The organism is Serratia sp. B501 (genome assembly GCF_051172315.1).
Lineage (GTDB): Bacteria > Pseudomonadota > Gammaproteobacteria > Enterobacterales > Enterobacteriaceae > Serratia > Serratia ureilytica.
In genome coordinates, this window is sequence record NZ_JBPIZB010000002.1 from 213,171 (window position 1) to 238,530 (window position 25,360).

The following is a 25,360-nucleotide window of genomic DNA, read 5'->3' on the forward strand; positions in this document are numbered from 1 at the left end:
TAGATCAAGGGGGCAAAGCCCCCTTGATGTGACTCAAAGTTTGTCGAGCAGCTTTTTCAGATCCTGACCTTCGCGCGAATCCTTGTTCTTTTCAGCCCATTTGTTCAGCGCATCTTTAGCCCGATCCTGCAGCGTTTTACGCAACACCTGATCGACCTGCAGTTGATAGTTGAGCTGTTGCCACGGCCCATAGACCCGCAGCGGGATCGGCGTTTTTTGCAGTTGCTCGATCAGCTCGCCGCGCCCTTGCCATCCGCCGGTGACGCGCACGTTAAGCGCCATATCGCACTGTTTGCCCGGCATATCGATGCTGCCGGCACCGGTCAGCGCCAGCAAAGGAGAATCCGCCGCCAGACCGCTGAGCTTGATCGTGCCTTGATTCAGGCTGGCCTGCGCCGAGACGTTTTTGACCTCGGTATAACGCTGATAGCTGTCTTGCCCACGCACGCTGTTATCGTTGCGCGCCACAGCCTGCTGGATCAGCTGCTGAATGTTCAGGCCATGCAGCTGCGCATCCTGCATCGCCAGCTGCGCCGTACCGCGCCAGCGGCGCTCAAATGACTGTGAAGAGAGGCGATCGCCGGTCAAATCCCCTTTCATGCTGAATTTGCCGGTCAACATCTGCGGCATGTCGAAGGCTTTGAGCACCGTGCCCAGTTCAACCTGGTTCAGCGCCGGCTGCACGCTGATCACCGGTTTATTGCCGCGCGCGTCCAGCGAGCCCGGCAAGGAGAAATCACCGCCGGCCAATTGTCCGGCGAGTTTATGCAGCGTCAGCAGTCCGCGTTGGTTGTCCGCCACGACGGCCAACTGAGTGACGTTCATACCGCGATAGGTCAACTGCGCGGCCTGGAGATTCAACTGCGCATTGAAATCGCGCAGCGCCTCTAAATTCTGCTGCCGATCGTCAACCTGGCTGGCGATCACCGGCGCGGAAGTCACGGCGGGTTGTTCGGCGGCATTGGTGCTGGATTGCCAGCCGGAGAGCGCATCGAGATCGAGGTTAGCCGAATTGAGGTTCACCACATAGCCGGGCACCGCCCCCAGCGTGGCGCTGATATCGCCGGTCAATTGGCTGTTATTGGCACTGACGCTCAGCTGGCTGACGGCAATCTGCGCCGGCGTCTGCTGATAGACCACCTGCGCATTGCCCTCTCCCTGAATACCGCCGTTCGGAATATCCGCACCCGCCAGTTGATAATTGAACTGGGTGACTTTGGCGCCAATCTGGCGAGGGAACTGCTGCAAGTCGACATCGGCCGCCATGCTGAAGGTCAGGTCGCGCTGATCGCGGTTGACCCGGCTGGAAAGTTCCAGCTGCGCCTGTCGCGTCTGCGTTTGTTGCAGGGTGAGATTGATATCCCGGACATTGATTTGCTCATTGTCGGCGCGCTGCCAAATCAGCAGACTGTCCACGACCCGCAGATTATCGATATCGAACTTCCAGGCCGCATCTGCCGCGTCTGTGCCAGTGCCGGCCGGCGCGATCGGGGCATCCATCTGCGAATGCTCTTCGCTATCGGGCGTGAGGCGAATGACGGCGTTTTTCAGCATCACCTGTTTCACAAACAGCTGATGCGACAGCAGAGGCAACAGTTTGACATCGAGGCGCATATTTTCCGCGCTCACTACCGGCGCTTTGGCGCCCGGCGCGGTCAGCGTCATGCGCCCGGCCAAAATGCTGAGCTGCGGCCAGATATGCCAGCGCAGGTCGCCTTCGAGCGTCAGCTGATAGCCGCTCTTCTGCTCGACCTTTTTGACCATGTAACCGCGAAAATCATTCGGATTGACCAGCAGTACCAGCGCGGACATCCCCGCCACCACCACCACCAGTAAAATCGCCAATGTCGTCAGTAATCTTCTCATGCCACCCTCTTGTCAGCGCCACACCGACGGTGCATCCCGCGCCGTTAGTCCTTGTCGATTCGACTGGCTACTGCGCCCTGCTGATCGCGATACTTCGCGTCCTGCCGGCTGTTGTATGGCCGGGCCGCCGGGCCGGACAACGGTTCAAAGCTCAAGGCCCCGATCAGCATGCCCGGCCGCAGCGCCAGCGGCAGCTTGCCGGAGTTGTAAAATTCCAGCACGATGCGTCCGTGCCAGCCCGGATCGATACGGTGCGCAGTGACGTGCACCATCAACCCCAGGCGCGCCAGAGAAGAACGGCCGTCGAGCCAACCCACCAGATCGTCCGGCAGCGTCACGGATTCGAACGTCACCGCCAGGGCCAGCTCGCCGGGATGAAGGAAAAACGCCTCGCCTTCCGGCAGGACAATCTCGTCGCTCATCACGCGATCCAACGCAGCGCTGACTTCGTCTTTCGGCCCGCTGAGATCGATAAAAGGCGCGGTATGGCCGCTGAATACGCGGAACTGGTTGCCCAAACGGACATCTACTGTGGCCCCGTTGATGCGTTCGAGCGGCGGACGCGGGGAAATCACCAGTTTCTCGCTATCCAGCCAGGCTTCTATATCGCGGTCGCACAGTCTCATGTCTCTCTTCTCCATCAAAACGCGTAACTAAACAAAAATTGCCACACAACGGGCGAAAGGTCTACGCCGGGGTGCAAATAGTTGGCCGCCGGCCGGAAATACACATTCCCGGCCATTAAGCGGCATTATTCAAAGAATTGGCTGATTTTGGCTTTCAGAATATCGATCGCGATGCGGTTTTTGCCGCCGCGCGGGACGATGATATCGGCGTATTGTTTGGAAGGTTCGATAAACTGCAGGAACATCGGGCGCACGGTCTTCTGGTATTGCGCCATCACCGAATCCATCGAGCGGCCGCGCTCGTTGACATCGCGCTTCATGCGGCGCATCAGGCAGATATCCAGCGGCGTGTCGACGAAGATCGAGAAATTCATCTCCTGGCGCAAGCGGATATCCGTCAGCAGCAAGATCCCTTCCAGAATAATGACTTTTTTAGGTTTCAGGTGGACGGTTTCTTTCTTGCGCGTGTGCTCGGTGTAGCTGTACAGCGGCAGTTCGATCGCTTTGCCGGCCTTCAGCATCTGCAAATGCTGGAACAGCAGGTTGTGATCCATGGCGCTCGGGTGGTCATAGTTGGTTTTGACCCGTTCTTCCATGGTCAGGTGACTCTGGTCTTTATAGTAACTGTCTTCTGGAATAACGCCGATGTGCTCATCGCCGACCTGCTCGCGGAGTTCGCGGTACAACGTGCTGGCAATAAGGCTTTTTCCGGAGGCAGATGCGCCAGCTATACCAATAATGACGCACTGATGCGGATTGTCAGTCATAAAATTAAAGACCTGATTTCGTAATGTGAAGGGAGGGAACTAAAACGCGACAATTATAGGGAGTCGTCGGGGTTTGCGCCACTGTATATTGCGCGACGGCGGGCGAATTCAGGCTATCGCGCCGTACCGGCGATATGACATTTTAAGAATCTCACGGCTAGGGCAATGCCCCGCAACAGGTTACACTCCTGCGCTGACTTAGGGACCCCGTAGTCTTTCATCGGAGAATGATGTGCTGGATTGGTATTTTTTGACTTTTTTCGGCGACAGCATGCTGCTGCTGCCCTGCGCGCTAATTCTTTTTTTATTGCTGCTCGCATCGCCCGCCACCCGCGTTGCAGGCTGGCAATGGGCGCTGATTTTCGGTTTCACCGGCGGGCTGGTCTGCCTGTCCAAGTTGGCCTTTATGGGCTGGGGCATTGGTAGCGCAAGTTATGACTTCACTGGATTCAGCGGCCATTCGGCGCTCGCCGCGAGCATCTGGCCGCCGCTGCTTTGGGCTTTAACCGGTCGATTTTCCCATCCGGTGCGCAGCATCGCGTTGTTGACCGGGTGGATATTGCCTTTCACCATCGGCGTGTCGCGCCTGGAAATCCGCGTGCATTCGGTATCCGAGGTCATCAGCGGGCTGATTTTAGGCTACCTGGCCAGCGCGCTGTTTTTATGGCTGCAGCGAGGGAAAGCGCGACCACAGCTTGCCTGGCCGCATTTGGCCATCGCGCTGGCCTTGCCGTTGGCGCTGATGGGGCAGCGGCAGCCGGCCCCCACCCAGGGATTGCTGGAACATATCGCCAAAACGCTGGCGCAGATCGAACGCCCTTATACCCGTGCCGACCTGCACAAGCCTATCCGTACCCCATAAAAAAACCCGGCGTTAAGCCGGGTTCTTTCACTGCCGCAAACAGATTACAGCGCGCGGAACGCAATCTCCGTCGGGATCGCCTCGCCCTGCCAATACATCTGCGCGGCCACGCGGCCGGCCAATTGACGATACATGTCGGCGAATTCGCTGTCCGGGCGGCTGATCACCGTCGGCGTACCGCGATCCAGATCTTCACGCAGCGAGATATGCAGCGGCATCTGCCCCAGCAGACGGCTGTTATATTTCTGCACCAGCTTCTCGGCGCCGCCGGTACCGAAGATCGGCTCATGGTGGCCGCAGTTGCTGCAGATATGCACGCTCATGTTCTCGACAATGCCCAATACCGGCACATGCACTTTCTCGAACATTACGATGCCTTTGGCGGCATCCAGCAAGGCGATATCCTGCGGCGTGGTGACCACCAGCGCGCCGGTCACCGGAATGTTCTGCGACAGCGTCAGTTGGATGTCACCGGTGCCCGGCGGCATGTCCAGCACCAGGTAATCCAGATCCGGCCACAGCGTATCCTGCAGCAGCTGCATCAACGCCTTGCTGGCCATCGGGCCGCGCCACACCATGGCGTTGTCGTCGGTCACCAGATAACCGATGGAGTTGGTCGCCAGCCCGTGCGCCATGATCGGCGCCATGTGCTGCCCGTCCGGCGAGGTCGGCCGCTCGTGTTCGGTGCCCAGCATATTGGGGATCGACGGGCCGTAAATGTCGGCGTCCAGAATGCCGACCTTGGCCCCTTCGGCGGCCAGCGCCAGCGCCAGGTTGACGGCGGTGCTGGATTTCCCCACTCCGCCTTTGCCGGAGCTGACGGCGATGATGTTGCGCACGCCTTTGATCCCGGCCTGCGCGTTGGCGCGCTTCAGCGTCGTGATATCGTGTTTCAGCTTCCAATCGATGGCGCCGGCGCCGGTCACGCGCAGCAGCTCAGGGCCGACGCTCGCCTGCAGCGCTTCAAAACCGCTCTGCCAAGCAAAGGGCATCGTCAGTTCGATATGCAGTACATCGTCCAGCAACGCGCAGTGATGGATAGCCTTCAATGCGGTCAGGTTGTTTTTCAACGTCGGGTGTTCAAAGGCGGCCAGTACACCGGTCACCAGGGCGCGCAGAACTTCGGGGTTGGTCTGCTCAGGGGATTTTGCGTTCATCCCGGCTCCTTGATTTTGAATGGGTAGCTTCCGGCTAAGCATACCAGAACTGCGCGGCGGCTGGCGCGTATAACCTGTAAGAAACCGCCCTAGCAGCGAAGGGCGCGATCGGTTAACATCGAAGGCCCTTTTATTCATTACAGAAAGCAAGTTCTCACTATGGCTCAAGTCGCGAAAAAATTATTGGTGACGTGCGCGCTACCGTACGCAAATGGTTCCATCCATCTCGGCCACATGCTCGAGCACATCCAGGCGGATATCTGGGTGCGTTACCAACGAATGCGCGGCCACGAAGTGCATTTCATCTGCGCGGACGACGCGCACGGCACGCCGATCATGCTGAAAGCGCAGCAACTGGGCGTTAAACCGGAAGAAATGATCGCGGAGATGAGCCAGGAGCACCAACAGGATTTCGCCGGCTTTGGCATCAGCTATGACAACTATCATTCGACCCATAGCGATGAAAACCGTGAGCTGTCCACCCTGATTTACAGCCGCTTGAAAGAAAACGGGTTTATCAAGAACCGCACCATTTCTCAGCTGTACGATCCGGAGAAAGGCATGTTCCTGCCGGATCGTTTCGTGAAAGGCACCTGCCCGAAATGCAAATCGCCAGACCAGTACGGCGACAACTGCGAAGTGTGTGGCGCCACCTACAGCCCGACGGAACTGATCGATCCGAAGTCCGTGGTTTCCGGCGCGACGCCGGTGATGCGCGACTCCGAGCACTTCTTCTTCGACCTGCCGGCCTTCAGCGAAATGCTGCAGGCGTGGACGCGCTCCGGCGCGCTGCAGGAGCAGGTAGCGAACAAGATGCAGGAGTGGTTCGAATCCGGCCTGCAGCAGTGGGACATCTCCCGCGATGCGCCTTACTTCGGCTTCGAAATCCCGGATGCGCCGGGCAAATACTTCTACGTCTGGCTGGACGCGCCGATCGGCTACATGGGCTCCTTCAAGAACCTGTGCGACAAGCGCGGCGATCTGGACTTCGACGAGTTCTGGCGCAAAGACTCCACCACCGAGCTGTACCACTTTATCGGCAAGGACATCGTCTACTTCCACAGCCTGTTCTGGCCGGCGATGCTGGAAGGCAGCCAGTTCCGCAAACCGACCAACCTGTTCGTGCACGGTTACGTGACGGTGAACGGCGCCAAGATGTCCAAGTCGCGCGGCACCTTCATCAAGGCCGGCACCTACCTGCAGCACCTGGACGCCGATTGCCTGCGCTATTACTACGCCGCCAAGCTCTCTTCACGCATTGATGACATCGATCTCAATCTGGAAGACTTCGTGCAGCGCGTCAATGCCGACATCGTCAACAAGGTGGTGAACCTGGCTTCGCGCAACGCCGGCTTTATCAACAAGCGCTTCGGCGGCAAGCTGGCCGACACCCTGGCCGATCCGGCGCTGTACCAGACCTTCGTCGACGCGGCCCAGAGCATCGCCGAAGCCTACGCCGCCCGCGAGTTCAGCCGCGCAATCCGCGAAATCATGGCGCTGGCCGATCTGGCCAACCGCTATGTGGATGAGCAGGCGCCGTGGGTGGTGGCGAAGGAAGAAGGCCGCGACGCCGATCTGCAGGCCATCTGCTCGATGGGCATCAACCTGTTCCGCGTGCTGATGACTTACCTTAAGCCGGTGCTGCCTTCGCTGACCGAACGCGCCGAAGCGTTCCTCAACGCCGAGCTGAGCTGGGACGCGATCCCGCAGCCGCTGCTGGGCCATCAGGTGAACGCGTTCAAAGCGCTGTTCAACCGCATCGATCTGGACAAGGTCAACGAGATGGTCAGCGCCTCGAAAGAAGACATGGCCGCCGCCAAGCCGGTGACCGGCCCGCTGGCTGACGATCCGATCCAGGAAACCATCACCTTCGACGACTTCGCCAAGGTTGACATGCGTATCGCCCTGATCAAGAGCGCCGACTTTGTCGAGGGCTCCGACAAGCTGCTGAAGCTGCAGCTGGATCTGGGCGGCGAATCGCGCCAAATCTTCTCCGGCATTCGCTCCGCTTACCCGGACCCGAAAGCGCTGGAAGGCCGTCTGACCATCATGGTCGCCAACCTGGCGCCGCGTAAAATGCGCTTCGGCGTGTCAGAAGGCATGGTGATGGCGGCGGGCCCAGGCGGGAAAGAGATCTTCCTGCTGAGCCCGGACAGCGGCGCGCAGCCTGGCATGCAGGTCAAGTAATCGCGCAGATGCGCGGCGTAGGGAGGGTCGAGCTTGCTCGGCCCTTTTTTATTGCCCCCCCACGTTATAAGCATGAAGAAAAAGTCATAACCGCCCTGATTCCCCTGCCCGCCGCATCCGGCTATGATGCTCCGAAACCCAAAATAGACGTCCAGATAGAAAGACTTCTATAACAGACCTTCACCGGGATCGTTTCCCTGCTTTTTTGGAGCCTATAATAATGAAAAACCTCAAGACTTCGCTGCTCGCCCTCAGTCTGTTGTCCGCCCTGCCGCTGCAGGCGGCGGAAAACGCCGCCGTACCCGCCGCCATCGCTCAGCATCAGGGGCCGGTGCGCATCGCGGTGATCCGCAACCTCGGATCCGACGACAACACCACGCAATTTTTGGCGGGCGCCATTCAGGAAGGGCGCAAGCTGGGCTTCAAGGTGGATACCTTCCTCAGCAACGGCGACGACGCGCGCTTCCAGGACTTCGTCAATCAGGCTATCAGCCAGAAATATGACGGCATCGTTCTCTCGCAGGGGCGAGCCCCCTATTCCACCGACCTGGTCAAGCGCATCGCGGCGGCCGGCATCGCCGTCGCGGCTTTCGATACCGACGTCAGCGGCAGCGTTCCCGGCGTCACCGTCTCGCAGCAGGACGACGCTTCACTGGCCAATGCCTCCTTCGGCCAACTGGTGAAGGATTTCAACGGCCAGGCCAATATTGTCAAGCTGTGGGTGGCCGGCTTCCCGCCGATGGAGCGCCGTCAGGCCGCTTACCAGCAGTTGCTGAAACAGCATCCGGGCATTCATGAGCTGGAATCGATCGGCGCGGTCTCATCCGACGTACAGGGCGATACCGCCAACAAGGTGGGCGCGGTGCTGGCGAAATACCCGAAAGGCAAGATCGACGCCATCTGGGGCACGTGGGACGCCTTTACCCAAGGGGCTTACAAGGCGCTGAAAGAGAACGGCCGCACGGAAATCAAGCTGTACAGCATCGATATCTCCAATCAGGATTTACAGCTGATGCGCGAGGCCGGCAGCCCGTGGCAGGTCAGCGTGGCGGTGGATCCGAAGCTGATCGGCGCGGTCAACCTGCGCCTGGTGGCCAACAAGATCGCCGGGGAAAGCACGCCGGACAACTATCAGTTCAAAGCGGCGGTCATTCCGCAGGCGCTGCTGCTGGCGCAACCGGGGCCGGTCAACGTCGCCGGCCTGGCGAAGATCATCCCCGGCTGGGGCAGCAGCAGCGATTTCGTTCAGCCGTGGTTCGCCACGCTGCAGACCGAACACGGTAAATAATGCTGTTTTTCACGAGGCTGCCGACGCAGCCTCTGTTTTTCAGATAAATATCGGCAGCCCCCTTCCGTCCCCGCCAAAATGCGCTATGTTATCTGCATCGCCCAATAACTGTATGCATAAACAGGTTTCAAATGAAGGGATTCCCCTCGCTGATCAACGTACTGCTGGCCAGTTCGCTGGTGTTGACCATCGGCCGCGGCGTCACGCTGCCGTTCATCACCATCTACCTCACCGAGCACTTCCAGCTGTTGCCGAAAAGCGTGGGCGTGATCCTGGGCGTCAGCCTCACCCTCGGCATCATCGCCAGCCTGTACGGCGGCTATCTGGTGGACAAATTCAGCAAAAACCGCCTGATCCTGCTGTCGATTTTATTGTTCGCGCTGAGTTTCTTCGCCATTCCCTGGATCCCGCGTCCCGGCGGCGTGATCGTGGTGCTGGCGATCCTGCATACCTGTTATTCGGTGCTGAGCATCACCATTAAGGCCTGTTTCGCCGATTGGCTGCCGGTCGAGCAGCGCATCAAGGCTTTCTCAATCAACTACACGCTGGTCAACGTCGGCTGGGCGATCGGCTCTGCGCTCGGCGTTCTGGTGGCCGGGCTGAGTCCGCTGCTGCCGTTCTACCTGTCAGGCGGCCTGGCGCTGGCGACGGTGACGGCGCTGAGCCTGCGCTTGCGCGGTGGTGAACAGCGCCCGGCACCCAGCGCCGCCGCACCGGCCGCGCTGGCCAACTTCCGTCAAACGCTGGCCATCTTGCGAAGCGATCGACGGCTGATCTACTTCACCCTCGGCAGCACGCTGGGCGCGGTGGTGTTCGGTCAGTTCACGGGCTATCTGTCGCAGTACCTGATCACCGTCTCCAGCGCCGAGTTCGCCTACAAAATCATCGGGTTGGTGATGATCGTCAACGCTGGTATCGTCATCGCCCTGCAATACCTGCTCAGCCGCGGCATGCGCCAGGAGAATATGCTGCGCTGGCTGGCGCTGGGCACGCTGTTTTTCATCGTCGGGCTGCTCGGTTTTATGGTGGCCGGCCAGGCGGTCTGGCTATGGCTGGCGGCGATGGCGGTGTTTACCTTAGGCGAGATCATCGTTATCCCGGTGGAATACATGTTCATCGACTTTATCGCGCCGCCGCACCTGAAAGGCAGCTACTATGGCGTACAGAACCTCAGCGCATTGGGCGGCGCCATCAACCCGGTGCTGTGCGGGGTCATGCTCAGCTACGCCGCGCCGCCGCTGATGTTCGTGATGCTGATCGTCGCCGCGTTGCTCAGCCTGCTGTTTTTCTTCCTCGGCCATCGTTTGGCGGAACGTTCTGCGGCAATGGCCGAAGACACGCGCTGACCCTGCCTGCAACTCTCAAAGCAGGATGTCAACCCGCCGATCGCGCATGGCAGGCATAGCGAGAATTCATAGTGCGATCTGTGGCGTGGCTCACAGTTTAATTGTATGATGAATACATCGATTAAACGGGAAAAGACAATGGCCAACGTGCTCACACTGTGCTGGAAATACCTCAGGGCCCTGCTCCTCATCTACCTGTGTCTGTTCGTCGGCAACGCAGTGGCGCTGCTGCTGCCTTTCGCCATTCCCGGCAGCATCATCGGCATGCTCTTGCTGTTCGCGCTGCTCTCCACCCAGATCCTGCCGGCCAAATGGGTTAAACCCGGCTGTCATTTGCTGATCCGCTACATGGTGCTGCTGTTCGTGCCGATCGGCGTCGGCGTGATGAAATATTACGACCAGATCGTCGCGCATCTGGGCCCGCTGGTCATTTCTTGCCTGATCAGCACGCTGATGGTGCTGGTGGTGGTCGGCTATACCTCACACTATTTTCACCGCGAGCGGCGCATTGCCGGCAAGCCCGACGACACGGAGGGCAACTCATGATCCATGAAATCTGGTGGTCGCTGCCGCTGACGCTGGCGGTCTATTTCGCCGCGCGCTGGCTGGCGCGCCGGTTGAACATGCCGCTGCTCAATCCGCTGCTGGTGTCCATGGCGGTGATCATCCCGCTGCTGCTGCTCAGCGGCATTTCCTATGAGCGCTACTTCCAGGGCAGCAGGATCCTCAACGATCTGCTGCAGCCGGCGGTCGTCGCGCTGGCCTTCCCGCTGTATGAGCAGTTGCACCAAATCCGCGCGCGCTGGAAGTCGATTATCACGGTGTGCTTCATCGGCAGCCTGACCGCCATGATCAGCGGCGGCGCCATCGCCCTGTGGTTGGGCGCCACGCCGGAAATCGCCGCCTCTATCTTGCCGAAATCGGTCACTACGCCGATCGCGATGGCCGTCGCGGACTCGCTCGGCGGCATTCCGGCGATCAGCGCGGTTTGCGTTATTTTCGTCGGCATCCTCGGCGCCGTGTTCGGCCACACGCTGTTCAACCTGTTGAAAATCACGACCCCCTCGGCGCGTGGCCTGGCGATGGGCACGGCTTCCCACGCGCTGGGCACCGCGCGCTGCGCGGAGATGGACTATCAGGAGGGCGCCTTCGGCTCGCTGGCGCTGGTGATCTGCGGCATCATCACCTCGCTGCTGGCGCCGTTTGTGTTTCCGGTGCTGTTGCATCTGTTCGGTTGATCAGGATGAAACTTGCGATACATCTCGCATTTACGCCTTTTATTACATTGATTTCATCATTTAAGAGATATTGATCACACTTTAATGTCTCTGGCCTGCCTAGAATGTGATCCCGTTAACCTGTAGAGAGACCTTTCATGCATCCGCGTTTTCACACCGCTTTCAGCGCACTGCCCGCGACACTGCAATCCGCCCTGCAGCCCTATCTGGACGCGTCCGACTTTCCGGCGATGTTCACGGCCGAGCAAGCGGCGGCGATCCGCTCAGGTTGCGGGTTGGACGATGACGCGCTGGCATTCGCGCTGCTGCCGCTGGCGGCGGCCTGCTCGTTAACCCCGATATCGCATTTCCACGTCGGCGCCATCGCGCGCGGGCAAAGCGGCAATCTCTATTTCGGCGCCAATATGGAATTCAGCGGCGCGCCGCTGCAGCAATCCGTACATGCGGAACAAAGCGCAGTGACTCACGCCTGGCTGCGCGGCGAAAAAGCGCTGGCCTCGATCACCGTCAACTATACGCCGTGCGGCCACTGCCGCCAGTTTATGAATGAGCTGAACAGCGGCGGCGCGCTGCAAATCCGTTTGCCTGGCCGCGCGCCGGCCACGCTGGCGGACTATCTGCCGGACGCCTTCGGCCCGAAAGATCTGGATGTCGCTTCACTGCTGATGGACGAGGTCAATCACGGGCATCAACTGCCGCTGAACGATGCGCTGACGCAAGCGGCGCTGGCGGCGGCCAACCGGAGCCACGCGCCGTACAGCAACGCCCACAGCGGCGTGGCGCTGGAAACGGCAGACGGCAATATCTACGCCGGCCGCTATGCGGAAAACGCCGCTTTTAACCCGAGCCTGCCGCCGCTGCAGGCCGCGCTGATCCTGCTGAACCTCTCCGGCGGCGACTGCCAGGCTATCCGTCGCGCCGTCCTGGCCGAACCGCAGGACGCGAGCATCAGCCAATGGGACGCCACCCGCGTCACCCTGGCGGCGCTGGGTTGCCAAAACGTCAGCCGCGCCGCCTTCTAAGCGCACGACGGCGGGGCCATCCGGTTCCGCCGTTAACAGCACCGCCCGCCAAATACAATGCCCCGACGCCGCCAGAGACACTTTCTTTAGTTAAAAAATCATTTGATTGTCGATAATTACGCCAACCTGGTTCATCATCGGGCAACAAATGCTGTACATCTTCTCTTTATCTTTTAGGATCGTCGGCAATACAGTTATCTGATACGTGAAGAGTAAAACTGATGGAACTAGAATACGAAAGCAAACGCCCGCTCTACATCCCTTACGCCGGCCCGATTCTGCTGGAATTTCCGCTGCTGAACAAAGGCAGCGCTTTCACCGAGGAAGAACGTAGCCACTTCAACCTGCACGGCCTGCTGCCGGAAGCGGTGGAGACCATCGAAGAACAGGTGGAACGCGCCTACCGTCAGTATCAGGATTTCAAGAACGATAACGATAAGCACATCTACCTGCGCAACATCCAGGACACTAACGAAACCCTGTTCTATCGCCTGCTGGACTCGCACCTGAGCGAGATGATGCCAATCATCTACACCCCGACTGTCGGCGAGGCCTGCGAGCACTTCTCCGATATCTACCGCCGCGCGCGCGGGCTGTTCATTTCCTACCCGAACCGCGATCGCATCGATGACATGCTGCAAAACGCCACCAAGCAGAACGTCAAGGTGATCGTGGTGACCGACGGCGAACGCATTCTCGGCCTGGGCGACCAGGGCATCGGCGGCATGGGTATCCCCATCGGCAAGCTGTCGCTGTATACCGCCTGCGGCGGCATCAGCCCGGCCTATACCCTGCCGGTAGTGTTGGACGTCGGCACCAACAACCCGCAGCGCCTCAACGATCCGCTGTACATGGGCTGGCGCCATCCGCGCATCTCCGGCGAGGAATACCACGCCTTCGTCGAAGAGTTTATTCAGGCGGTCAAACGCCGCTGGCCGAACGTGCTGCTGCAGTTCGAAGACTTCGCGCAGAACAACGCCACCCCGCTGCTGAACCGCTACCGCGACGAGATCTGCTGCTTTAACGACGACATCCAGGGCACCGCCGCGGTCACCCTCGGCAGCCTGATCGCCGCCAGCCGCGCCGCCGGCAGCCAGCTGCGCGATCAGACCGTCACCTTCCTCGGCGCCGGTTCCGCCGGCTGCGGCATCGCCGAACAGATCATCGCGCAGATGAAGTCCGAGGGGTTGAGCGAAGACGAAGCGCGCGCCCGCGTATTCATGGTTGACCGTTTCGGCCTGCTGACCGACAAACTGCCGAACCTGCTCGACTTCCAGAGCAAGCTGGTGCAGAAGAGCGACAACCTGGCCGGTTGGGAAACCGCCAGCGACGCCATCTCGCTGCTGGACGTGGTGCGCAACGCCAAGCCGACCATTCTGATCGGCGTTTCCGGCCAGCCAGGGCTGTTTACCGAAGAGCTGATCCGCGAGATGCACAAGCACTGCGAACGCCCTATCGTGATGCCACTGTCCAACCCAACCTCGCGCGTGGAAGCCCGTCCGGAAGACATCATCAACTGGACCGACGGCGCCGCCCTGGTCGCGACCGGCAGCCCGTTCGCGCCGGTAAGCTACAAAGAGCAGCTGTACCCGATTGCCCAGTGCAACAACTCCTACATCTTCCCGGGCATCGGTTTGGGCGTGCTGGCCTCCGGCGCCACCCGCGTCACCGACGCCATGCTGATGGCCGCCAGCCGCGCGCTGGCGGATTGTTCGCCGCTGGCGACCGACGGCCACGGCGCGCTGCTGCCGAATATCGACGATATTCAGGGCGTATCCAAGTGCATCGCCATGGAAGTGGGCAAAGCGGCGCAGCTGCAGGGTGTGGCGATCGTCACCTCCGAAGACGCACTGTCGAAAGCCATCGAGCACAACTTCTGGCGGCCGCAGTACCGCAGCTATAAGCGCACCTCGTTCTGATTGACGCGCTGAAATGACCCAGCCCGGCTTCGCCGGGCTTTTTTGTGCGGCAAAACCGCCGAAAAATGCGGCGACGCGCGTGCTTCAGGCGGTTCGCGTCTTGCGTCGGTCGGTCAGGTAAAGTAGCCTTGATCCATCTTTTTCAGCCCGGCGCGCGTAAGGCAACAACATGTGGAAACGCCTGATAATCAGCCTGTTCATCATCATTGCGGTGTTGATGGGCTCGGCTATTGCGCTCGATCGCTGGATCAGCTGGAAAACCGCGCCTTACGTCTACGACGAACTGCAGGAATTACCGCATCGCCAGGTCGGCGTAGTGCTCGGCACCGCCAAGTATTATCGCACCGGCGTGATCAACCAGTACTACCGTTACCGCATTCAGGGAGCGATCAACGCCTATAACAGCGGCAAGGTGAAATACCTGCTGCTGAGCGGCGACAATGCCCAGCAAAGCTATAACGAACCGATGACCATGCGCCGCGATCTGATCGCCGCCGGCGTGGCGCCGAGCGATATCGTGCTGGATTACGCCGGCTTCCGCACCCTGGATTCCATCGTGCGCACCCGCAAGGTGTTCGACACCAACGATTTCATCATCATCACCCAGCGCTTCCACTGCGAGCGCGCGCTGTTTATCGCCCTGCACATGGGCATTCAGGCGCAGTGTTACGCGGTGCCGTCGCCAAAGGACATGATGACGGTGCGCGCCCGCGAGATCTTCGCCCGTCTGGGCGCGCTGACCGATCTGTATATCCTCAAGCGCGAGCCGCGCTTCCTCGGCCCGCTGATCCCGATCTCCGCCATGCACACCGTGCCGGAAGACGCCCAGGGTTATCCCGCCGTCTCGCCGGAGCAGTTGGTGGAGCTGGAGCACAAGCTAAAAGAAGAGAAGCAGAAAGCCAAACAGCCTTAATCACCCGAACTCAGGACTTTACACTCTCCCCTGCGCAATACGCTAAAAAGGCGCATCATTCGAGTCACGAACGCCGAATGACTTCCGTTCAAAAGCGGGAAGCACTCTCTGCGTAGGCCCATACGTTATTGTGACATAGAAAGCGGCGATGCCCTTTTGCCGCCGCCGAATGAACTATTCAAACGATCCAGTTCAATGAAAAGGACCATCAGATCATTGCTGTCCAGTCCAATCAGAGCGAGTTCCTGTACCAGTGATTGCAAGAGCAATTGTTTGCGGGCATCAGGGGAACCAGAGGAAAGCATGGCTTCAATCAACACGAAGTTGGCGCTGCGGGGCGAATCCAGGTCGGGATATGTTGGATCCACATATAAATCGTCTTCCCCAAGACTGATAAAGCGCTGGAATTGATCGTTCGCAGGATAGCCGGTTTTTACTACCGCCGCGTGAATAGCTGATGAAATTCTTTTCTTATCAAGCGTATTACGACTTTTCAGCGTAATGGTAAATACAGGCATAGTTTGCTCCCCGGAAACGGTAGGTAAAACCAGTTTACTGACTTCATACCGCGTTGGTAGCCCGAAAACTGTTTCGCGCTGTAACCAATCCAACCTAAGATCAGGCGATATCCCGAGATACCCCGGCAGCCATTGCCAAATAATGCCTTACTGTTTTGCTGCGCCCTGCCTCCCAGAATGCAACAAGGCCGGCAATAGGCCGGCCTTGTCGTCTCTGCTGCGGTAGATCTACTTCTTCTTGGCGTATTTCAACGAGTCCAGCGCCACGGCGAAGATGATGATGCTGCCCTTGATGATGTACTGCCAGTACGGGTTGATGCCGATATAGGTCAGGCCGTAGTTGATGACGGTAAAGATGATCACCCCGGTCACCACGCCCCACACCGTCCCCACCCCGCCGGCAAACGAGACGCCCCCCACCACGCAGGCGGCGATGGCGTCCAGCTCATACATAAAGCCGAGGTTGTTGGTGGCGCTGCCGATGCGCCCCGCTTCCAGCAAGCCGCCGAAGGCATAGAACACGCCGGACAGCGCATAGATCATGATCAGGTTCAGCGGCACATTGACGCCGGAGACCTTGGCCGCTTCCGGGTTGCCGCCGATGGCGAAGATGTTCTTGCCGAAGCGGGTCTTGGTCCACAGGATCCAGACAAATATGATGGCAATCAGCGCATAGAAGGTGATGTACGACAGCTTGAAGTCGCCGAAGCGCAAGAAGCCTTGGGCAAAGGTGGAGAACTTCGGATCGAAGCCCGCGACCGGCGACGCGCCGACCGAATCGTAATACAGCGAGTTGATGCCGTAGACGATGATCATGGTGCCCAACGTGGTGATGAACGGCGTCACGTTGAGGTAGGCGATAATCAGGCCGTTAACCAGGCCGATCACCGCGCCGACCGCACACACCAGCAGGATGACCACGGGAATCGACCAGGTTTCCATGTGCGGGAACACTTTGTTGACGTTATCCATCGACTGCAGCAGCGTGGCCGCCACCACCGCCGCCAGCCCCACCTGCCGCCCGGCGGACAGGTCGGTGCCCTGGGTAACGATCAGCCCCGCCACGCCCAGCGCGATGATGATGCGCACCGAAGACTGCGTCAGGATATTGCTCAGGTTCATCAGGCTGAGGAAAGTGGGGTCCTGAATGATGATGATGGCCAACAGCACCAGCAACACCACGTAAATGCCGCCTTCCTTGAAATAGGTAAATAAGGTTTTTTTATTTAGCGCGTTCATAATTCGAATCCTTAAAGGTGCAGGGAAGCGAGACGTAAGATTTCATTCTGCGAGGTCTGCTTGGTATTAACGATGCCCGCAACCTGGCCGTTGCTCATCACCAAAATGCGGTCGGTGATCCCCAAAAGCTCCGGCATTTCGGACGAGACGATAATGATCCCCTTGCCCTTCTTCGCCAGCTCGGTCATCAGCTGATAGATCTCGAACTTGGCGCCCACGTCGATGCCGCGCGTCGGTTCATCCAGCATCAGGATCTCCGGCTGCGTCAGCAGCCAACGGCCGATGATCACCTTTTGCTGATTGCCGCCGGACAGCGAGCCGATATGGGTGTGATGCCCCGGCGTTTTCACCCGCATGGCGTCGATCACCCACTGGGTGTCGCTCTTCATCCGCGCGTTATCCAGCAGGCCGAGCTTGTTTTTATAATTGCGGATGTTGGAGATCAGCGAGTTGAAACCCACGTCGAGGTAGGCGTAAATCCCGGTGGATCGGCGCTCTTCGGTCACCAGCGCGAAACCGTGGTTAATCGCTTCGTTGGCGCTGTGGTTGTCGATCGCCTTGCCGTGCAGCTTGATAGTGCCCGCCACCTTCTCGCGAATGCCGAACAGCGTCTCGACGATGTCGGTGCGTTTGGCGCCCACCAGCCCGGCGATGCCGAGGATCTCACCCTGGTGCAGATCGAAGGACACATCGCGGATCGAAGGCTGCCGCAGCGACGTCAGGTTCTTCACCTCGAGGATCACCTCACCCGGCGTGTTCTGCCTGTCGGGGAAACGCTGGCTCAGCGAGCGGCCGACCATCATGGCGATGATCTTGTCCATATCCAGCCCTTCCAGCGGCTGTGTGGCGATCCACTGGCCGTCGCGCAGCACCGTTATCTCGTCGCACAGCTGGAAGATCTCTTCCATCTTGTGCGAGATATAGACGATGCCGCAGCCGCGCTCTTTCAGCTTGCGGATGATGGTGAACAGGTGATTGACCTCTTTCTCCGTCAACGAAGAGGTCGGTTCGTCCATGATGACGATCTTGGCGTCATAGGAAAACGCTTTGGCGATCTCGATCATCTGCATCTGCGACACCGACAGGTTGCCCACCTTTTCGCGCGGGTTGATGTCGATATCCAGCTCGTCGAAGATCGCCTGAGTGTCTTTGAACATCTTGTCCTGATCGACGAACAGGCCTTTGGTCGGGTAGCGTCCCAGCCACATGTTGTCCATCACGGTGCGCTGCAGCACCAGGTTCAGCTCCTGATGCACCATGGAAACGCCGTGCTCCAGCGCTTCCTTCGAGCTCTTGAAGTCGATTTCCCGGCCCTGAAATACAATGCTGCCGCTGTCTTTTTTGTAAATGCCGAACAGGCATTTCAACAACGTCGATTTCCCCGCGCCGTTCTCCCCCATCAGGGCGTGAATGGAGTGCGGACGGACGCGTAAATTGACATTGTCCAAGGCTTTGACGCCGGGAAATGACTTACAAATATCCGTCATTTCCAGCAAAAATTCGCGTGAGCTATCGGCCATAAATACACCTGGCTTAACGATCTTGCAGTCGTAAACATCCCCGCCGGCGGTATCCCTGGTGTTGGCGCCGCAGGCGGGGTCTTAGCGGGATCTCAATTCTTATTTAATGAACTGAGACAGGTTGTCTTTATCTACGCCGACGTAAGGGATACGCACGACTTTATTTTCGATTTTATATTGGGTGCCTTCGGTGGCCGGTTTGCCCGCCGCCAGGTTTTTCGCCAGCTCGAAGGTGGCCTTCGCCTGATTGTCGGCGTCATTCAGCACCGTGCCCGCCATCGCGCCGGATTTCACCAGCGCCAGCGCTTCAGGCAGCGCATCCACGCCGAACACCGGAATACTGGTCTTGTTGTGCGCTTTCAGCGCTTCCACCGCGCCCATCGCCATGGCGTCGTTGTTGGCGATCACCACTTCGATCTTGTTGGCGTTCGGGCCGGAGAGCCAGGCGTCCATCTTGTCTTTCGCCTGCGCGGTATCCCACATCGCGGTATCCAACTGCAGCTGTTGGGTCTTGATGCCTTTCTCGTTCAGCGTTTTCACCACGTAGGTGGTGCGCGCTTCGGCATCCGGGTGGCCCGGCTCGCCCTTCAGCAGCACGAATTGGATCTGGCCGTCTTTGTTCAGATCCCAGGCCGGATTGGCTTTCCAGTGTTTGGCGATCAGTTCGCCCTGGATCACGCCGGACTCTTTGGAATCGGTGCCGACGTAATACGCCTTGTCATAGCTGTCCAGCGCTTTGCGGGAAGGTTCTTTGTTGTAGAACACCACCGGGATATCGTTTGCGCGCGCCTTATCGATAACCACCGGCGCCGCGGCCGGGTCGACCAGGTTGATCGCCAGCGCTTTCACGCCCTTGGCCAGCAGCACGTCGATCTGATCGTTCTGTTTGGACTGGTCGTTCTGCGAGTCATTCATTAACAGGGTAACGTCCGGTGAAGCCTTGGCGTCTTTCTCGATCGCTTTGCGCACCACCGACATGAAGTTGTCGTCGTATTTGTAAATCGTGACGCCAATACGGGTATCAGCATGGGCTGCGGCGCCAAACATCATGGCAGCGGCCATGGCGGCCAGGGTGAAAACCTTCTTATTCATTGTCAATCTCCGGTTCTGTGTAGGGTATTACTCGTCTTTGAGCCAATGGTCACCGGCAGTGCGCGCACCCCAGGCCAGGCGATTTCCACTCAACACCTGTCGTCCGTGGATCTTGTTATTTCCGAGAAATGCTGTGTCAGCGCGAGATAAACGGTTACAGCGGCAAGGGCCTTTGCGCCTGAAAACGCCTAGAGCATAGACGGCGCGATGTTAATATTCTGTGAATTTTCTCACAGATTGAAAACGGTTACACAAGATTAAATCGTCAGAGAGTGACCGTCGCCTCACTTTGCCAGGGGGCGACAGAATGGCGCCGCACCAGCGTCGGCATGAACAGATGGCTCGCCTGCGGCTCCGCCAGGCCCGCTGCGCCCTGTAATGCCAGCTCGGTCGCCAACGTGGCCATCGAAACGATCGGGTAACGCACCGTGGTGAGTTTGGGGCTGGTGTAGCGCGCGATGGGAATGTCGTCGAAGCCGATCAGCGAGAAATGCTGCGGCACCGTGATACCGTTTTCTTTCAGCACCGCCATGGCGCCGGCGGCCATGGCGTCGTTGTAGGCGAACACCGCGCTCAGCTGTAAGTTGCGCCCCAGCAGCTCGACCATCGCCGCCTCGCCGCCCTGCAGATCCGGCGAACCGTACGCGCGCCAGCTGTCGGGCGTCGCCAGCCCGGCGGCGGCCATCGCCTGCGCATAGCCTTGCTGACGCAGCGGCCCGTCTTCGATCGGGTGATTGGAGCCCAGATAACCGATGCGCCGATGGCCCTGCGAGAGCAGAAGACGCATCGCCATGTCAGCGCCACTGACGTTGTCCAGCCCAACGCAGCGCGGCTCATAGCCGGGGATAATCCGATTGATCAGCACCATGCCCGGCACCTGCTCCAGAAAGCCGATCAGTTCGGCGTCGCTCAAGGCTTTGGCGTGAACAATCAGGGCGTTACAGCGCTGACGGATCAGCACTTCGATCGCATGGCGCTCTTTGTCCGCCTGATGATAGCTGTTGCCGATCAGCAGATACTTGTGGTGTTTCTGCGCCACCGTGTCTACCGCTTTCACCAGCGCGCCGAAGAACGGATCGGACACGTCCATCACCACCACGCCCAGCGTATCGCTGCTTTGGGTTGCCAGCGCCTGTGCATTGGCGTTGGGGCGGTAGCCCAGTTCCGCCACCGCCTGCAGCACCTGTTCGCGCGTCTCTTTGCTGGTCAGCGCGCTGTGATTGAGCACGCGAGACACGGTCGCCACGGAGACGCCGGCGCGTTTCGCCACGTCGCGAATAGTGATCGGATGAACTGGAGGCATGCGGGATCCTGAAATCGGGGTAGTGGCCGGTGGCGCTATCCTACCCCGATTGACCCGCAGCTCTGCGTGAATTACGTCACAGGAAAGAAAACGTTTACATACATTTTTTTAACCTGCCGATGGGCGCTCACTTCAGCGCTTTGGATTCCGTTTCACCGGCGGCCATCTGCGTCAATTTGCGCCACAGCCATTCCATCGGCCCCTGTTCGAAGTAACGCAGCCACAGCGCGGAAAAGACCAGGTTGACCAACCAGACCAGAGGCACAAACGCCAACAGCTGAAGCCGGTCGAACTGCTCATAGAGACCAAAGCGATAAAACAGCGTAGTGCAGATCAGCGTTTGCAACAGGTAGTTGCTCAGCGCCATGCGCCCCACCTGGCTCAGCCAGTGGGCGATGCGCAGGCGAGACAGCGCGGGCCAGAAACCGTAACACAGCGCCAGATAGCCCAGCGCCTGCAGCGGCGCGCCCAGCTCGCGCGGCACCTGCAGCAGGAAACCGCTCCAGCGATAGTCCCAGTGCACCTGCCATTGCAGCGCCACCGCCGGCAGTTGGATCAGCACGGACAGCGGCAACAGCCACGCCGCCTGCCGCAGGTAATAGCCGGAGGAATAGCTGCCGCGCAGCCAGCCGCTGCGCATTAGCCCGGCGCCGAACAGCATCAGCCCCGCCAGCTCCCAGCCATACTGCGCGCCGATGGCCAGCAGGCTGGACGAGAGCAGATCGGCGCGACTGCGCCAGGCTTCGAAACCGCCCTGCAGCTTCCAGAACTTCTCGTACTGCAATTCCGCCACGCCCGGCTGCCAGAAGCTGCCCGGTTCACCGTGCGAGACAAAACCGAGCAGCAGCAGCACCGCCACGCCGATCAGGTAGAGCACCACGCCGGTTTTCAGCAGCTGGAATGTGTCTTTGGCTTCGCGGATCATGCGCCAGCACACTAAACCGATTAGCCCGTAGGCCAGCAGAATGTCGCCGTCCCACAGGAAGATGGCGTGCGCGAGGCCAAACAGCACCAGCCACGACAGCCGCGCGCGGATCCAGCTTTTGCCGCGCCGCAGCAGCATTTGCAGCCCGGCGCCGAACAGCAGCGCAAACATCGCCAAGAACTTGGCCTGGGCGAAAAGATCCAGCAGCGCCCAGGTCCAGGCGTCGCGCGATGACGGCATCCCCAGATAGGCCGGATTGAGGTAGGCGGCCTTCGGCAAGCCGAAGGCGCTGATGTTCAGCAATAAGATGCCGAGGATGGCGATGCCGCGCACGCAGTCCAGCGTAGCGATGCGCGGCAGAGGATGACTGTTCATTTTTTATCGCTGTCTTCCGCTCATGAAAAAGGCGCCCGCAGGCGCCTGTTGTCGTTTTGCGAGTCGCCCCGCAACGCCATCACCCCTGGTGATGGCGCACCGCGCGCAGGAACTCCTGGCGGGTATTTTGGCTGGACTTGAACAGCCCCCCCAACGAGGTGGTGGTGGTGGCGCTGGTCGCGTCGCGAATGCCGCGCGCTTTGACACAATAATGGACTGCATCGATCGATACCGCCACGTTATTGGTGCCGAGCAGGGTCTGCAGCGCAACCAGGATCTGCTGGGTCAGGCGCTCTTGCACCTGCGGACGCTGGGAGAAGAACTGCACAATGCGGTTGATCTTCGACAGACCGATCACCGAGTCTTTCGGGATATAGGCCACGGTGGCCTTGCCGTCGATGGTGACGAAGTGGTGTTCACAGGTGCTGGTCAGCGTGATATCGCGCACCGTCACCATCTCATCCACCTTCATTTTGTTCTCAATGACGGTGATTTTCGGGAAGTTGGCGTAGTCCAGACCGGAGAAGATCTCGTCGACATACATTTTGGCGATGCGATGCGGCGTTTCCGCCAGGCTGTCGTCAGACAGATCGAGATTCAGCAGCTGCATGATTTCGGTCATGTGCTCTTTGATGCGACGCTTGCGCGTTTCGCGATCCAGCACTTCCCCGCGCAGCGGTGTCTCCAGACCACGCTCTTCCAGCGCCGCATGCACCAGCGCGGCTTCTTTACTTAATGATGTCATGTATTTGTTCTCCTGCGGACGGAACCCGCCGGCGGCCTGATAGGGCGTGCGGCCGGCGAATTGCTTGCTCTCGTGACGGCAGAGTTTTCGTGGTGGATAACGTGAACCCGGTCAAGATTTTGCCCCCACTGTAGATGAGAGCGCGGCGATTATCCAGTGATAGTGCTTCATCCAGAGGTGAAATCTTCGCATTTAGCACAATCAGGCCGGCTGCGGGTCTCCACGCTTTTTGTATGGATTTTAATCACCGAGTCGCCGTTTTTTGCGCCAACCGCCGCGCCGGGGTATTCACCGCCAGCCCTCCGGCCACCAACAGCGCTATCACCGCCACATACAGCGCCGGTTCCAACCGATGGGTCAAGGCGGTCGACAGCGCCGACAGCATCGGCCCAACCAGCTGGCCGATCGCATAACCGGTGGTCAGCAATCCGGCCATGTAACGCGCATGGCGCGGCGCCAGTTCACGGCCATGCTGAAGGGCGAGCTGCACCACACAGAGGAAACCGCCGCCGGTCAGCAACGCCCCGAGCGCCAGGCCGGCCACGCCCGGCACCACTTCGGCGCTCAGTACGCCGAGCGCCTGTACCCACAGCGTGATCGCCAACCGGGTTTGGGTGGTCAGCCGATGGCGGGTCACAATGCCGATAACGATCCCCAGCACCGCCGCGCCGCCGAACACCGGCCAGACGAACTGCGCGAACAGGCTGTCGGGAAAACGCGCCGCCGCCATCTGCGACAAGAAGGTCGCCGGCAGGATATAGCCGAAGCCGGCCAGGCTGTAGCTCCACACCAGACGCTTGAGCGCCGGCGTCAGCAGCAGCGGCTCCGGAGCCACGTCCGGGCGATGCAGCTCGCCGCTGCGCGGCAGAAAGGTGCTAATCCCCCCGACCAGCACCAGCGCCAGCCCGCCATACACCAGCCAGGCCTGCGCCGCCGTCAGCCCCAGCGCGTTGATGCCCACCGCCAGCATGCCGCTGAGGAAGATGCCGGCGCCCGGCCCGGCGAACACCGCCGCGCTCAGCGCCGGCCGGCCGTAGTGCGCCAACCGCTCGTTGGTCCAGGCCGCCACCAGCACCATCGCCCAGCCGCTGGCCCAGCCGATGACGAAGCGCAGCGCGCCGTGGGTCCATTCATCCTGCGCCAACGCCGACAGCAGCGTCAGCGCCATCGCGCCCCATACGCCCAGCCACAGGCGCCGCTCGACGTGGCGCGTGGCGCGCATCGCGTCGTAGGCACCGCACAGGTATCCCAAATAGTTGATCGCCGCCACCAGCCCGGCGCCGGTCAGGCTGAACTGGTGGTCAGCGATCATCAGCGGCACCTGAGGGGTGAAAGCGAAGCGGCCAATGCCCATCGCCACGATCAGCGCGGCAAACCCGCTCAAGGCAATACGTAAAGCCATACCGGTATCCAAAAGGTTAAAAGAAAGTTGCCAGTATCATGCCGCAGTATTAAACTCACAAAAACTGAATAATAGTCATCAAGTTCATCACGAAACGAGAATATTATGGATCTGACCCAGCTTCGCATGTTCTGCTGCGTAGCGGAAACCGGCTCGGTCGCCCGCGCCGCCGAGCAGCTGCACCGCGTGCCGTCGAATCTGACCACCCGGCTGCGCCAGCTCGAGCAGGAGCTGGGCGCCGATCTGTTTATCCGCGAAAAACAGCGCCTGCGCCTGTCGCCGATGGGCCATAACTTTCTGTGCTACGCCAATCGCATCCTGGCGCTGAGCGACGAGGCTATGAGCATCACCCATGCCGGCGAACCGGCGGGCAACTTTGCTCTCGGCTCGATGGAGAGCACCGCCGCCACCCGCCTGCCCTCGCTGCTGGCAGCTTACCACCAGCGTTTCTCGCAGGTGTCTCTGTCGCTGACTACCGGCACCTCCGGCGAAATCGCCGATCGGGTGCGCGCCGGCACGCTGGCGGCAGCGCTGGTCGACGGCCCGGTGCCCTATGACGAGCTAAACGGCTGCATCGCCTATCCTGAACATATGGTGGTGATCTCCTGTCTCGATCACGCGCCGATCCACAGCGCCAAAGACGCCAACGGCGAAACGCTGTTCGCCTTTCGCGCCAGCTGTTCCTACCGCCTGCGGCTGGAGGCCTGGTTCAAGCGCGAAGGCGCGCGGCCGGGGCAGATCATGGAGATCCAGTCCTATCACGCCATGCTGGCCTGCGTCGCCAGCGGCGCCGGGCTGGCGATGATCCCGCATTCGGTGCTCAGCCTGCTGCCGGGCCATGAGCGGGTTCGGGTTCACACCCTGCCGCCGGACGTGGCCGACACCGCCACCTGGCTGCTGTGGCGCCGCGACGCGTTCGGGCCGAACGTGCGCGCGCTGAAAGAATTGATTATTGAACAGACGGAAACCGCCGCTGTTGATGAAAACACCCCCAACGATTTATCAGACGTTGTCGATATCGCCTGATTTAAAAAGAAAACCACTGAGGAG

Annotated in this window: 22 protein-coding genes; 10 read left to right on the forward strand and 12 right to left on the reverse strand. The window is 59.8% G+C overall.

Annotation, left to right across the window (positions count from 1 at the left end; all coding sequences use genetic code 11):
• Positions 1-33 precede the first annotated feature (33 nt).
• The 3 genes from asmA to udk all read right to left on the reverse strand — a co-directional run bounded on the left by asmA (position 34) and on the right by udk (position 3,259).
• Positions 34-1,866 (reverse strand): outer membrane assembly protein AsmA, encoded by a 1,833-nt coding sequence (gene asmA, locus ACSBQV_RS07435; RefSeq protein WP_099783552.1) that lies wholly within the window; start codon positions 1,864-1,866, stop codon positions 34-36.
• A gap of 44 nt (positions 1,867-1,910) precedes the next feature.
• The gene (gene dcd, locus ACSBQV_RS07440; RefSeq protein ID WP_019454407.1) at positions 1,911-2,492 is read right to left on the reverse strand and encodes a dCTP deaminase; all 582 of its coding nucleotides are present in this window, start codon (positions 2,490-2,492) and stop codon (positions 1,911-1,913) included.
• 125 nt (positions 2,493-2,617) lie between these two features.
• Positions 2,618-3,259, reverse strand: coding sequence for a uridine kinase (gene udk, locus ACSBQV_RS07445; protein WP_033642454.1), 642 nt, complete (start codon positions 3,257-3,259; stop codon positions 2,618-2,620).
• Positions 3,260-3,491: 232 nt separating this feature from the next.
• Between udk and ACSBQV_RS07450 the strand changes: the two genes are divergently transcribed.
• On the forward strand, positions 3,492-4,121 hold the full coding sequence (locus ACSBQV_RS07450) for a phosphatase PAP2 family protein (RefSeq protein ID WP_099783550.1): 630 nt from the start codon (positions 3,492-3,494) through the stop codon (positions 4,119-4,121).
• 44 nt (positions 4,122-4,165) lie between these two features.
• Here ACSBQV_RS07450 and apbC read toward each other — a convergent pair whose 3' ends face one another.
• Positions 4,166-5,278 (reverse strand): iron-sulfur cluster carrier protein ApbC, encoded by a 1,113-nt coding sequence (gene apbC, locus ACSBQV_RS07455; RefSeq protein WP_033650602.1) that lies wholly within the window; start codon positions 5,276-5,278, stop codon positions 4,166-4,168.
• 159 nt (positions 5,279-5,437) lie between these two features.
• Here apbC and metG point away from each other — a divergent pair, with 159 nt between their 5' ends.
• From metG to sanA, 8 genes are all read left to right on the forward strand, one after another.
• Entirely contained in the window at positions 5,438-7,465 is a 2,028-nt protein-coding gene (gene metG / locus ACSBQV_RS07460) for a methionine--tRNA ligase (protein WP_099783548.1), read from the forward strand.
• A gap of 220 nt (positions 7,466-7,685) precedes the next feature.
• On the forward strand, positions 7,686-8,753 hold the full coding sequence (locus ACSBQV_RS07465) for a sugar ABC transporter substrate-binding protein (protein WP_099783546.1): 1,068 nt from the start codon (positions 7,686-7,688) through the stop codon (positions 8,751-8,753).
• Positions 8,754-8,884: 131 nt separating this feature from the next.
• Positions 8,885-10,099, forward strand: coding sequence for an MFS transporter (locus tag ACSBQV_RS07470; RefSeq protein ID WP_099783543.1), 1,215 nt, complete (start codon positions 8,885-8,887; stop codon positions 10,097-10,099).
• Between the two features lie 138 nt (positions 10,100-10,237).
• Complete coding sequence (locus ACSBQV_RS07475; protein ID WP_099783541.1) at positions 10,238-10,645, forward strand: CidA/LrgA family protein; 408 nt, start codon at positions 10,238-10,240, stop codon at positions 10,643-10,645.
• Positions 10,642-11,337, forward strand: coding sequence for a CidB/LrgB family autolysis modulator (locus ACSBQV_RS07480; protein WP_033650597.1), 696 nt, complete (start codon positions 10,642-10,644; stop codon positions 11,335-11,337). The genes ACSBQV_RS07475 and ACSBQV_RS07480 overlap by 4 nt, the downstream gene beginning before the upstream one ends.
• Before the next feature lie 137 nt (positions 11,338-11,474).
• A complete protein-coding gene (cdd, locus tag ACSBQV_RS07485; protein ID WP_099783539.1) occupies positions 11,475-12,359 on the forward strand; it encodes a cytidine deaminase in 885 nt (294 codons plus the stop codon).
• A gap of 221 nt (positions 12,360-12,580) precedes the next feature.
• Positions 12,581-14,278: an NAD-dependent malic enzyme gene (locus ACSBQV_RS07490; protein WP_004938945.1), complete on the forward strand. Its 1,698-nt coding sequence runs from the start codon at positions 12,581-12,583 to the stop codon at positions 14,276-14,278.
• Between the two features lie 169 nt (positions 14,279-14,447).
• Positions 14,448-15,191: an outer membrane permeability protein SanA gene (gene sanA / locus ACSBQV_RS07495; RefSeq protein ID WP_004938948.1), complete on the forward strand. Its 744-nt coding sequence runs from the start codon at positions 14,448-14,450 to the stop codon at positions 15,189-15,191.
• A gap of 125 nt (positions 15,192-15,316) precedes the next feature.
• On the opposite strand, the gene ACSBQV_RS07500 is transcribed toward sanA, so the two are convergent.
• The 8 genes from ACSBQV_RS07500 to ACSBQV_RS07535 all read right to left on the reverse strand — a co-directional run bounded on the left by ACSBQV_RS07500 (position 15,317) and on the right by ACSBQV_RS07535 (position 24,310).
• Positions 15,317-15,709: a tautomerase family protein gene (locus tag ACSBQV_RS07500; RefSeq protein WP_099783537.1), complete on the reverse strand. Its 393-nt coding sequence runs from the start codon at positions 15,707-15,709 to the stop codon at positions 15,317-15,319.
• Positions 15,710-15,937: 228 nt separating this feature from the next.
• Positions 15,938-16,948, reverse strand: coding sequence for a galactose/methyl galactoside ABC transporter permease MglC (gene mglC / locus ACSBQV_RS07505; protein WP_033642445.1), 1,011 nt, complete (start codon positions 16,946-16,948; stop codon positions 15,938-15,940).
• An 11-nt stretch (positions 16,949-16,959) separates the two neighbouring features.
• Entirely contained in the window at positions 16,960-18,468 is a 1,509-nt protein-coding gene (gene mglA, locus ACSBQV_RS07510; RefSeq protein ID WP_004938959.1) for a galactose/methyl galactoside ABC transporter ATP-binding protein MglA, read from the reverse strand.
• A 99-nt stretch (positions 18,469-18,567) separates the two neighbouring features.
• Complete coding sequence (gene mglB / locus ACSBQV_RS07515; protein WP_033650594.1) at positions 18,568-19,560, reverse strand: galactose/glucose ABC transporter substrate-binding protein MglB; 993 nt, start codon at positions 19,558-19,560, stop codon at positions 18,568-18,570.
• 265 nt (positions 19,561-19,825) lie between these two features.
• A complete protein-coding gene (gene galS / locus ACSBQV_RS07520) occupies positions 19,826-20,863 on the reverse strand; it encodes an HTH-type transcriptional regulator GalS (protein ID WP_042784038.1) in 1,038 nt (345 codons plus the stop codon).
• A gap of 127 nt (positions 20,864-20,990) precedes the next feature.
• Positions 20,991-22,163 carry a DUF418 domain-containing protein YeiB gene (yeiB, locus tag ACSBQV_RS07525; protein ID WP_042784037.1) on the reverse strand — a complete coding sequence of 391 codons (1,173 nt, stop codon included), beginning with the start codon at positions 22,161-22,163 and terminating at the stop codon, positions 20,991-20,993.
• Between the two features lie 79 nt (positions 22,164-22,242).
• Entirely contained in the window at positions 22,243-22,908 is a 666-nt protein-coding gene (gene folE / locus ACSBQV_RS07530; protein WP_004938969.1) for a GTP cyclohydrolase I FolE, read from the reverse strand.
• A 244-nt stretch (positions 22,909-23,152) separates the two neighbouring features.
• Positions 23,153-24,310: a YbfB/YjiJ family MFS transporter gene (locus ACSBQV_RS07535; protein ID WP_099784370.1), complete on the reverse strand. Its 1,158-nt coding sequence runs from the start codon at positions 24,308-24,310 to the stop codon at positions 23,153-23,155.
• Between the two features lie 105 nt (positions 24,311-24,415).
• On the opposite strand from ACSBQV_RS07535, the gene ptrR reads away from it, so the two are divergent.
• The gene (gene ptrR / locus ACSBQV_RS07540) at positions 24,416-25,336 is read left to right on the forward strand and encodes a putrescine utilization regulator PtrR (RefSeq protein WP_047572137.1); all 921 of its coding nucleotides are present in this window, start codon (positions 24,416-24,418) and stop codon (positions 25,334-25,336) included.
• Positions 25,337-25,360: the final 24 nt, after the last annotated feature.

Excerpts from the sequence above, each read along its gene's own strand:
- apbC (WP_033650602.1), bottom strand. The coding sequence starts at position 5,278 with ATGAACGCAAAATCCCCTGAGCAGACCAACCCCGAAGTTCTGCGCGCC.
- mglB (WP_033650594.1), bottom strand. The coding sequence starts at position 19,560 with ATGAATAAGAAGGTTTTCACCCTGGCCGCCATGGCCGCTGCCATGATG.
- ACSBQV_RS07480 (WP_033650597.1), top strand. The coding sequence starts at position 10,642 with ATGATCCATGAAATCTGGTGGTCGCTGCCGCTGACGCTGGCGGTCTAT.
- galS (WP_042784038.1), bottom strand. The coding sequence starts at position 20,863 with ATGCCTCCAGTTCATCCGATCACTATTCGCGACGTGGCGAAACGCGCC.
- ptrR (WP_047572137.1), top strand. The coding sequence starts at position 24,416 with ATGGATCTGACCCAGCTTCGCATGTTCTGCTGCGTAGCGGAAACCGGC.
- dcd (WP_019454407.1), bottom strand. The coding sequence starts at position 2,492 with ATGAGACTGTGCGACCGCGATATAGAAGCCTGGCTGGATAGCGAGAAA.
- ACSBQV_RS07490 (WP_004938945.1), top strand. The coding sequence starts at position 12,581 with ATGGAACTAGAATACGAAAGCAAACGCCCGCTCTACATCCCTTACGCC.
- mglC (WP_033642445.1), bottom strand. The coding sequence starts at position 16,948 with ATGAACGCGCTAAATAAAAAAACCTTATTTACCTATTTCAAGGAAGGC.
- ACSBQV_RS07465 (WP_099783546.1), top strand. The coding sequence starts at position 7,686 with ATGAAAAACCTCAAGACTTCGCTGCTCGCCCTCAGTCTGTTGTCCGCC.
- asmA (WP_099783552.1), bottom strand. The coding sequence starts at position 1,866 with ATGAGAAGATTACTGACGACATTGGCGATTTTACTGGTGGTGGTGGTG.
- yeiB (WP_042784037.1), bottom strand. The coding sequence starts at position 22,163 with ATGAACAGTCATCCTCTGCCGCGCATCGCTACGCTGGACTGCGTGCGC.
- ACSBQV_RS07470 (WP_099783543.1), top strand. The coding sequence starts at position 8,885 with ATGAAGGGATTCCCCTCGCTGATCAACGTACTGCTGGCCAGTTCGCTG.
- sanA (WP_004938948.1), top strand. The coding sequence starts at position 14,448 with ATGTGGAAACGCCTGATAATCAGCCTGTTCATCATCATTGCGGTGTTG.
- ACSBQV_RS07475 (WP_099783541.1), top strand. The coding sequence starts at position 10,238 with ATGGCCAACGTGCTCACACTGTGCTGGAAATACCTCAGGGCCCTGCTC.
- cdd (WP_099783539.1), top strand. The coding sequence starts at position 11,475 with ATGCATCCGCGTTTTCACACCGCTTTCAGCGCACTGCCCGCGACACTG.
- folE (WP_004938969.1), bottom strand. The coding sequence starts at position 22,908 with ATGACATCATTAAGTAAAGAAGCCGCGCTGGTGCATGCGGCGCTGGAA.
- ACSBQV_RS07535 (WP_099784370.1), bottom strand. The coding sequence starts at position 24,310 with ATGGCTTTACGTATTGCCTTGAGCGGGTTTGCCGCGCTGATCGTGGCG.
- udk (WP_033642454.1), bottom strand. The coding sequence starts at position 3,259 with ATGACTGACAATCCGCATCAGTGCGTCATTATTGGTATAGCTGGCGCA.
- metG (WP_099783548.1), top strand. The coding sequence starts at position 5,438 with ATGGCTCAAGTCGCGAAAAAATTATTGGTGACGTGCGCGCTACCGTAC.
- ACSBQV_RS07500 (WP_099783537.1), bottom strand. The coding sequence starts at position 15,709 with ATGCCTGTATTTACCATTACGCTGAAAAGTCGTAATACGCTTGATAAG.
- mglA (WP_004938959.1), bottom strand. The coding sequence starts at position 18,468 with ATGGCCGATAGCTCACGCGAATTTTTGCTGGAAATGACGGATATTTGT.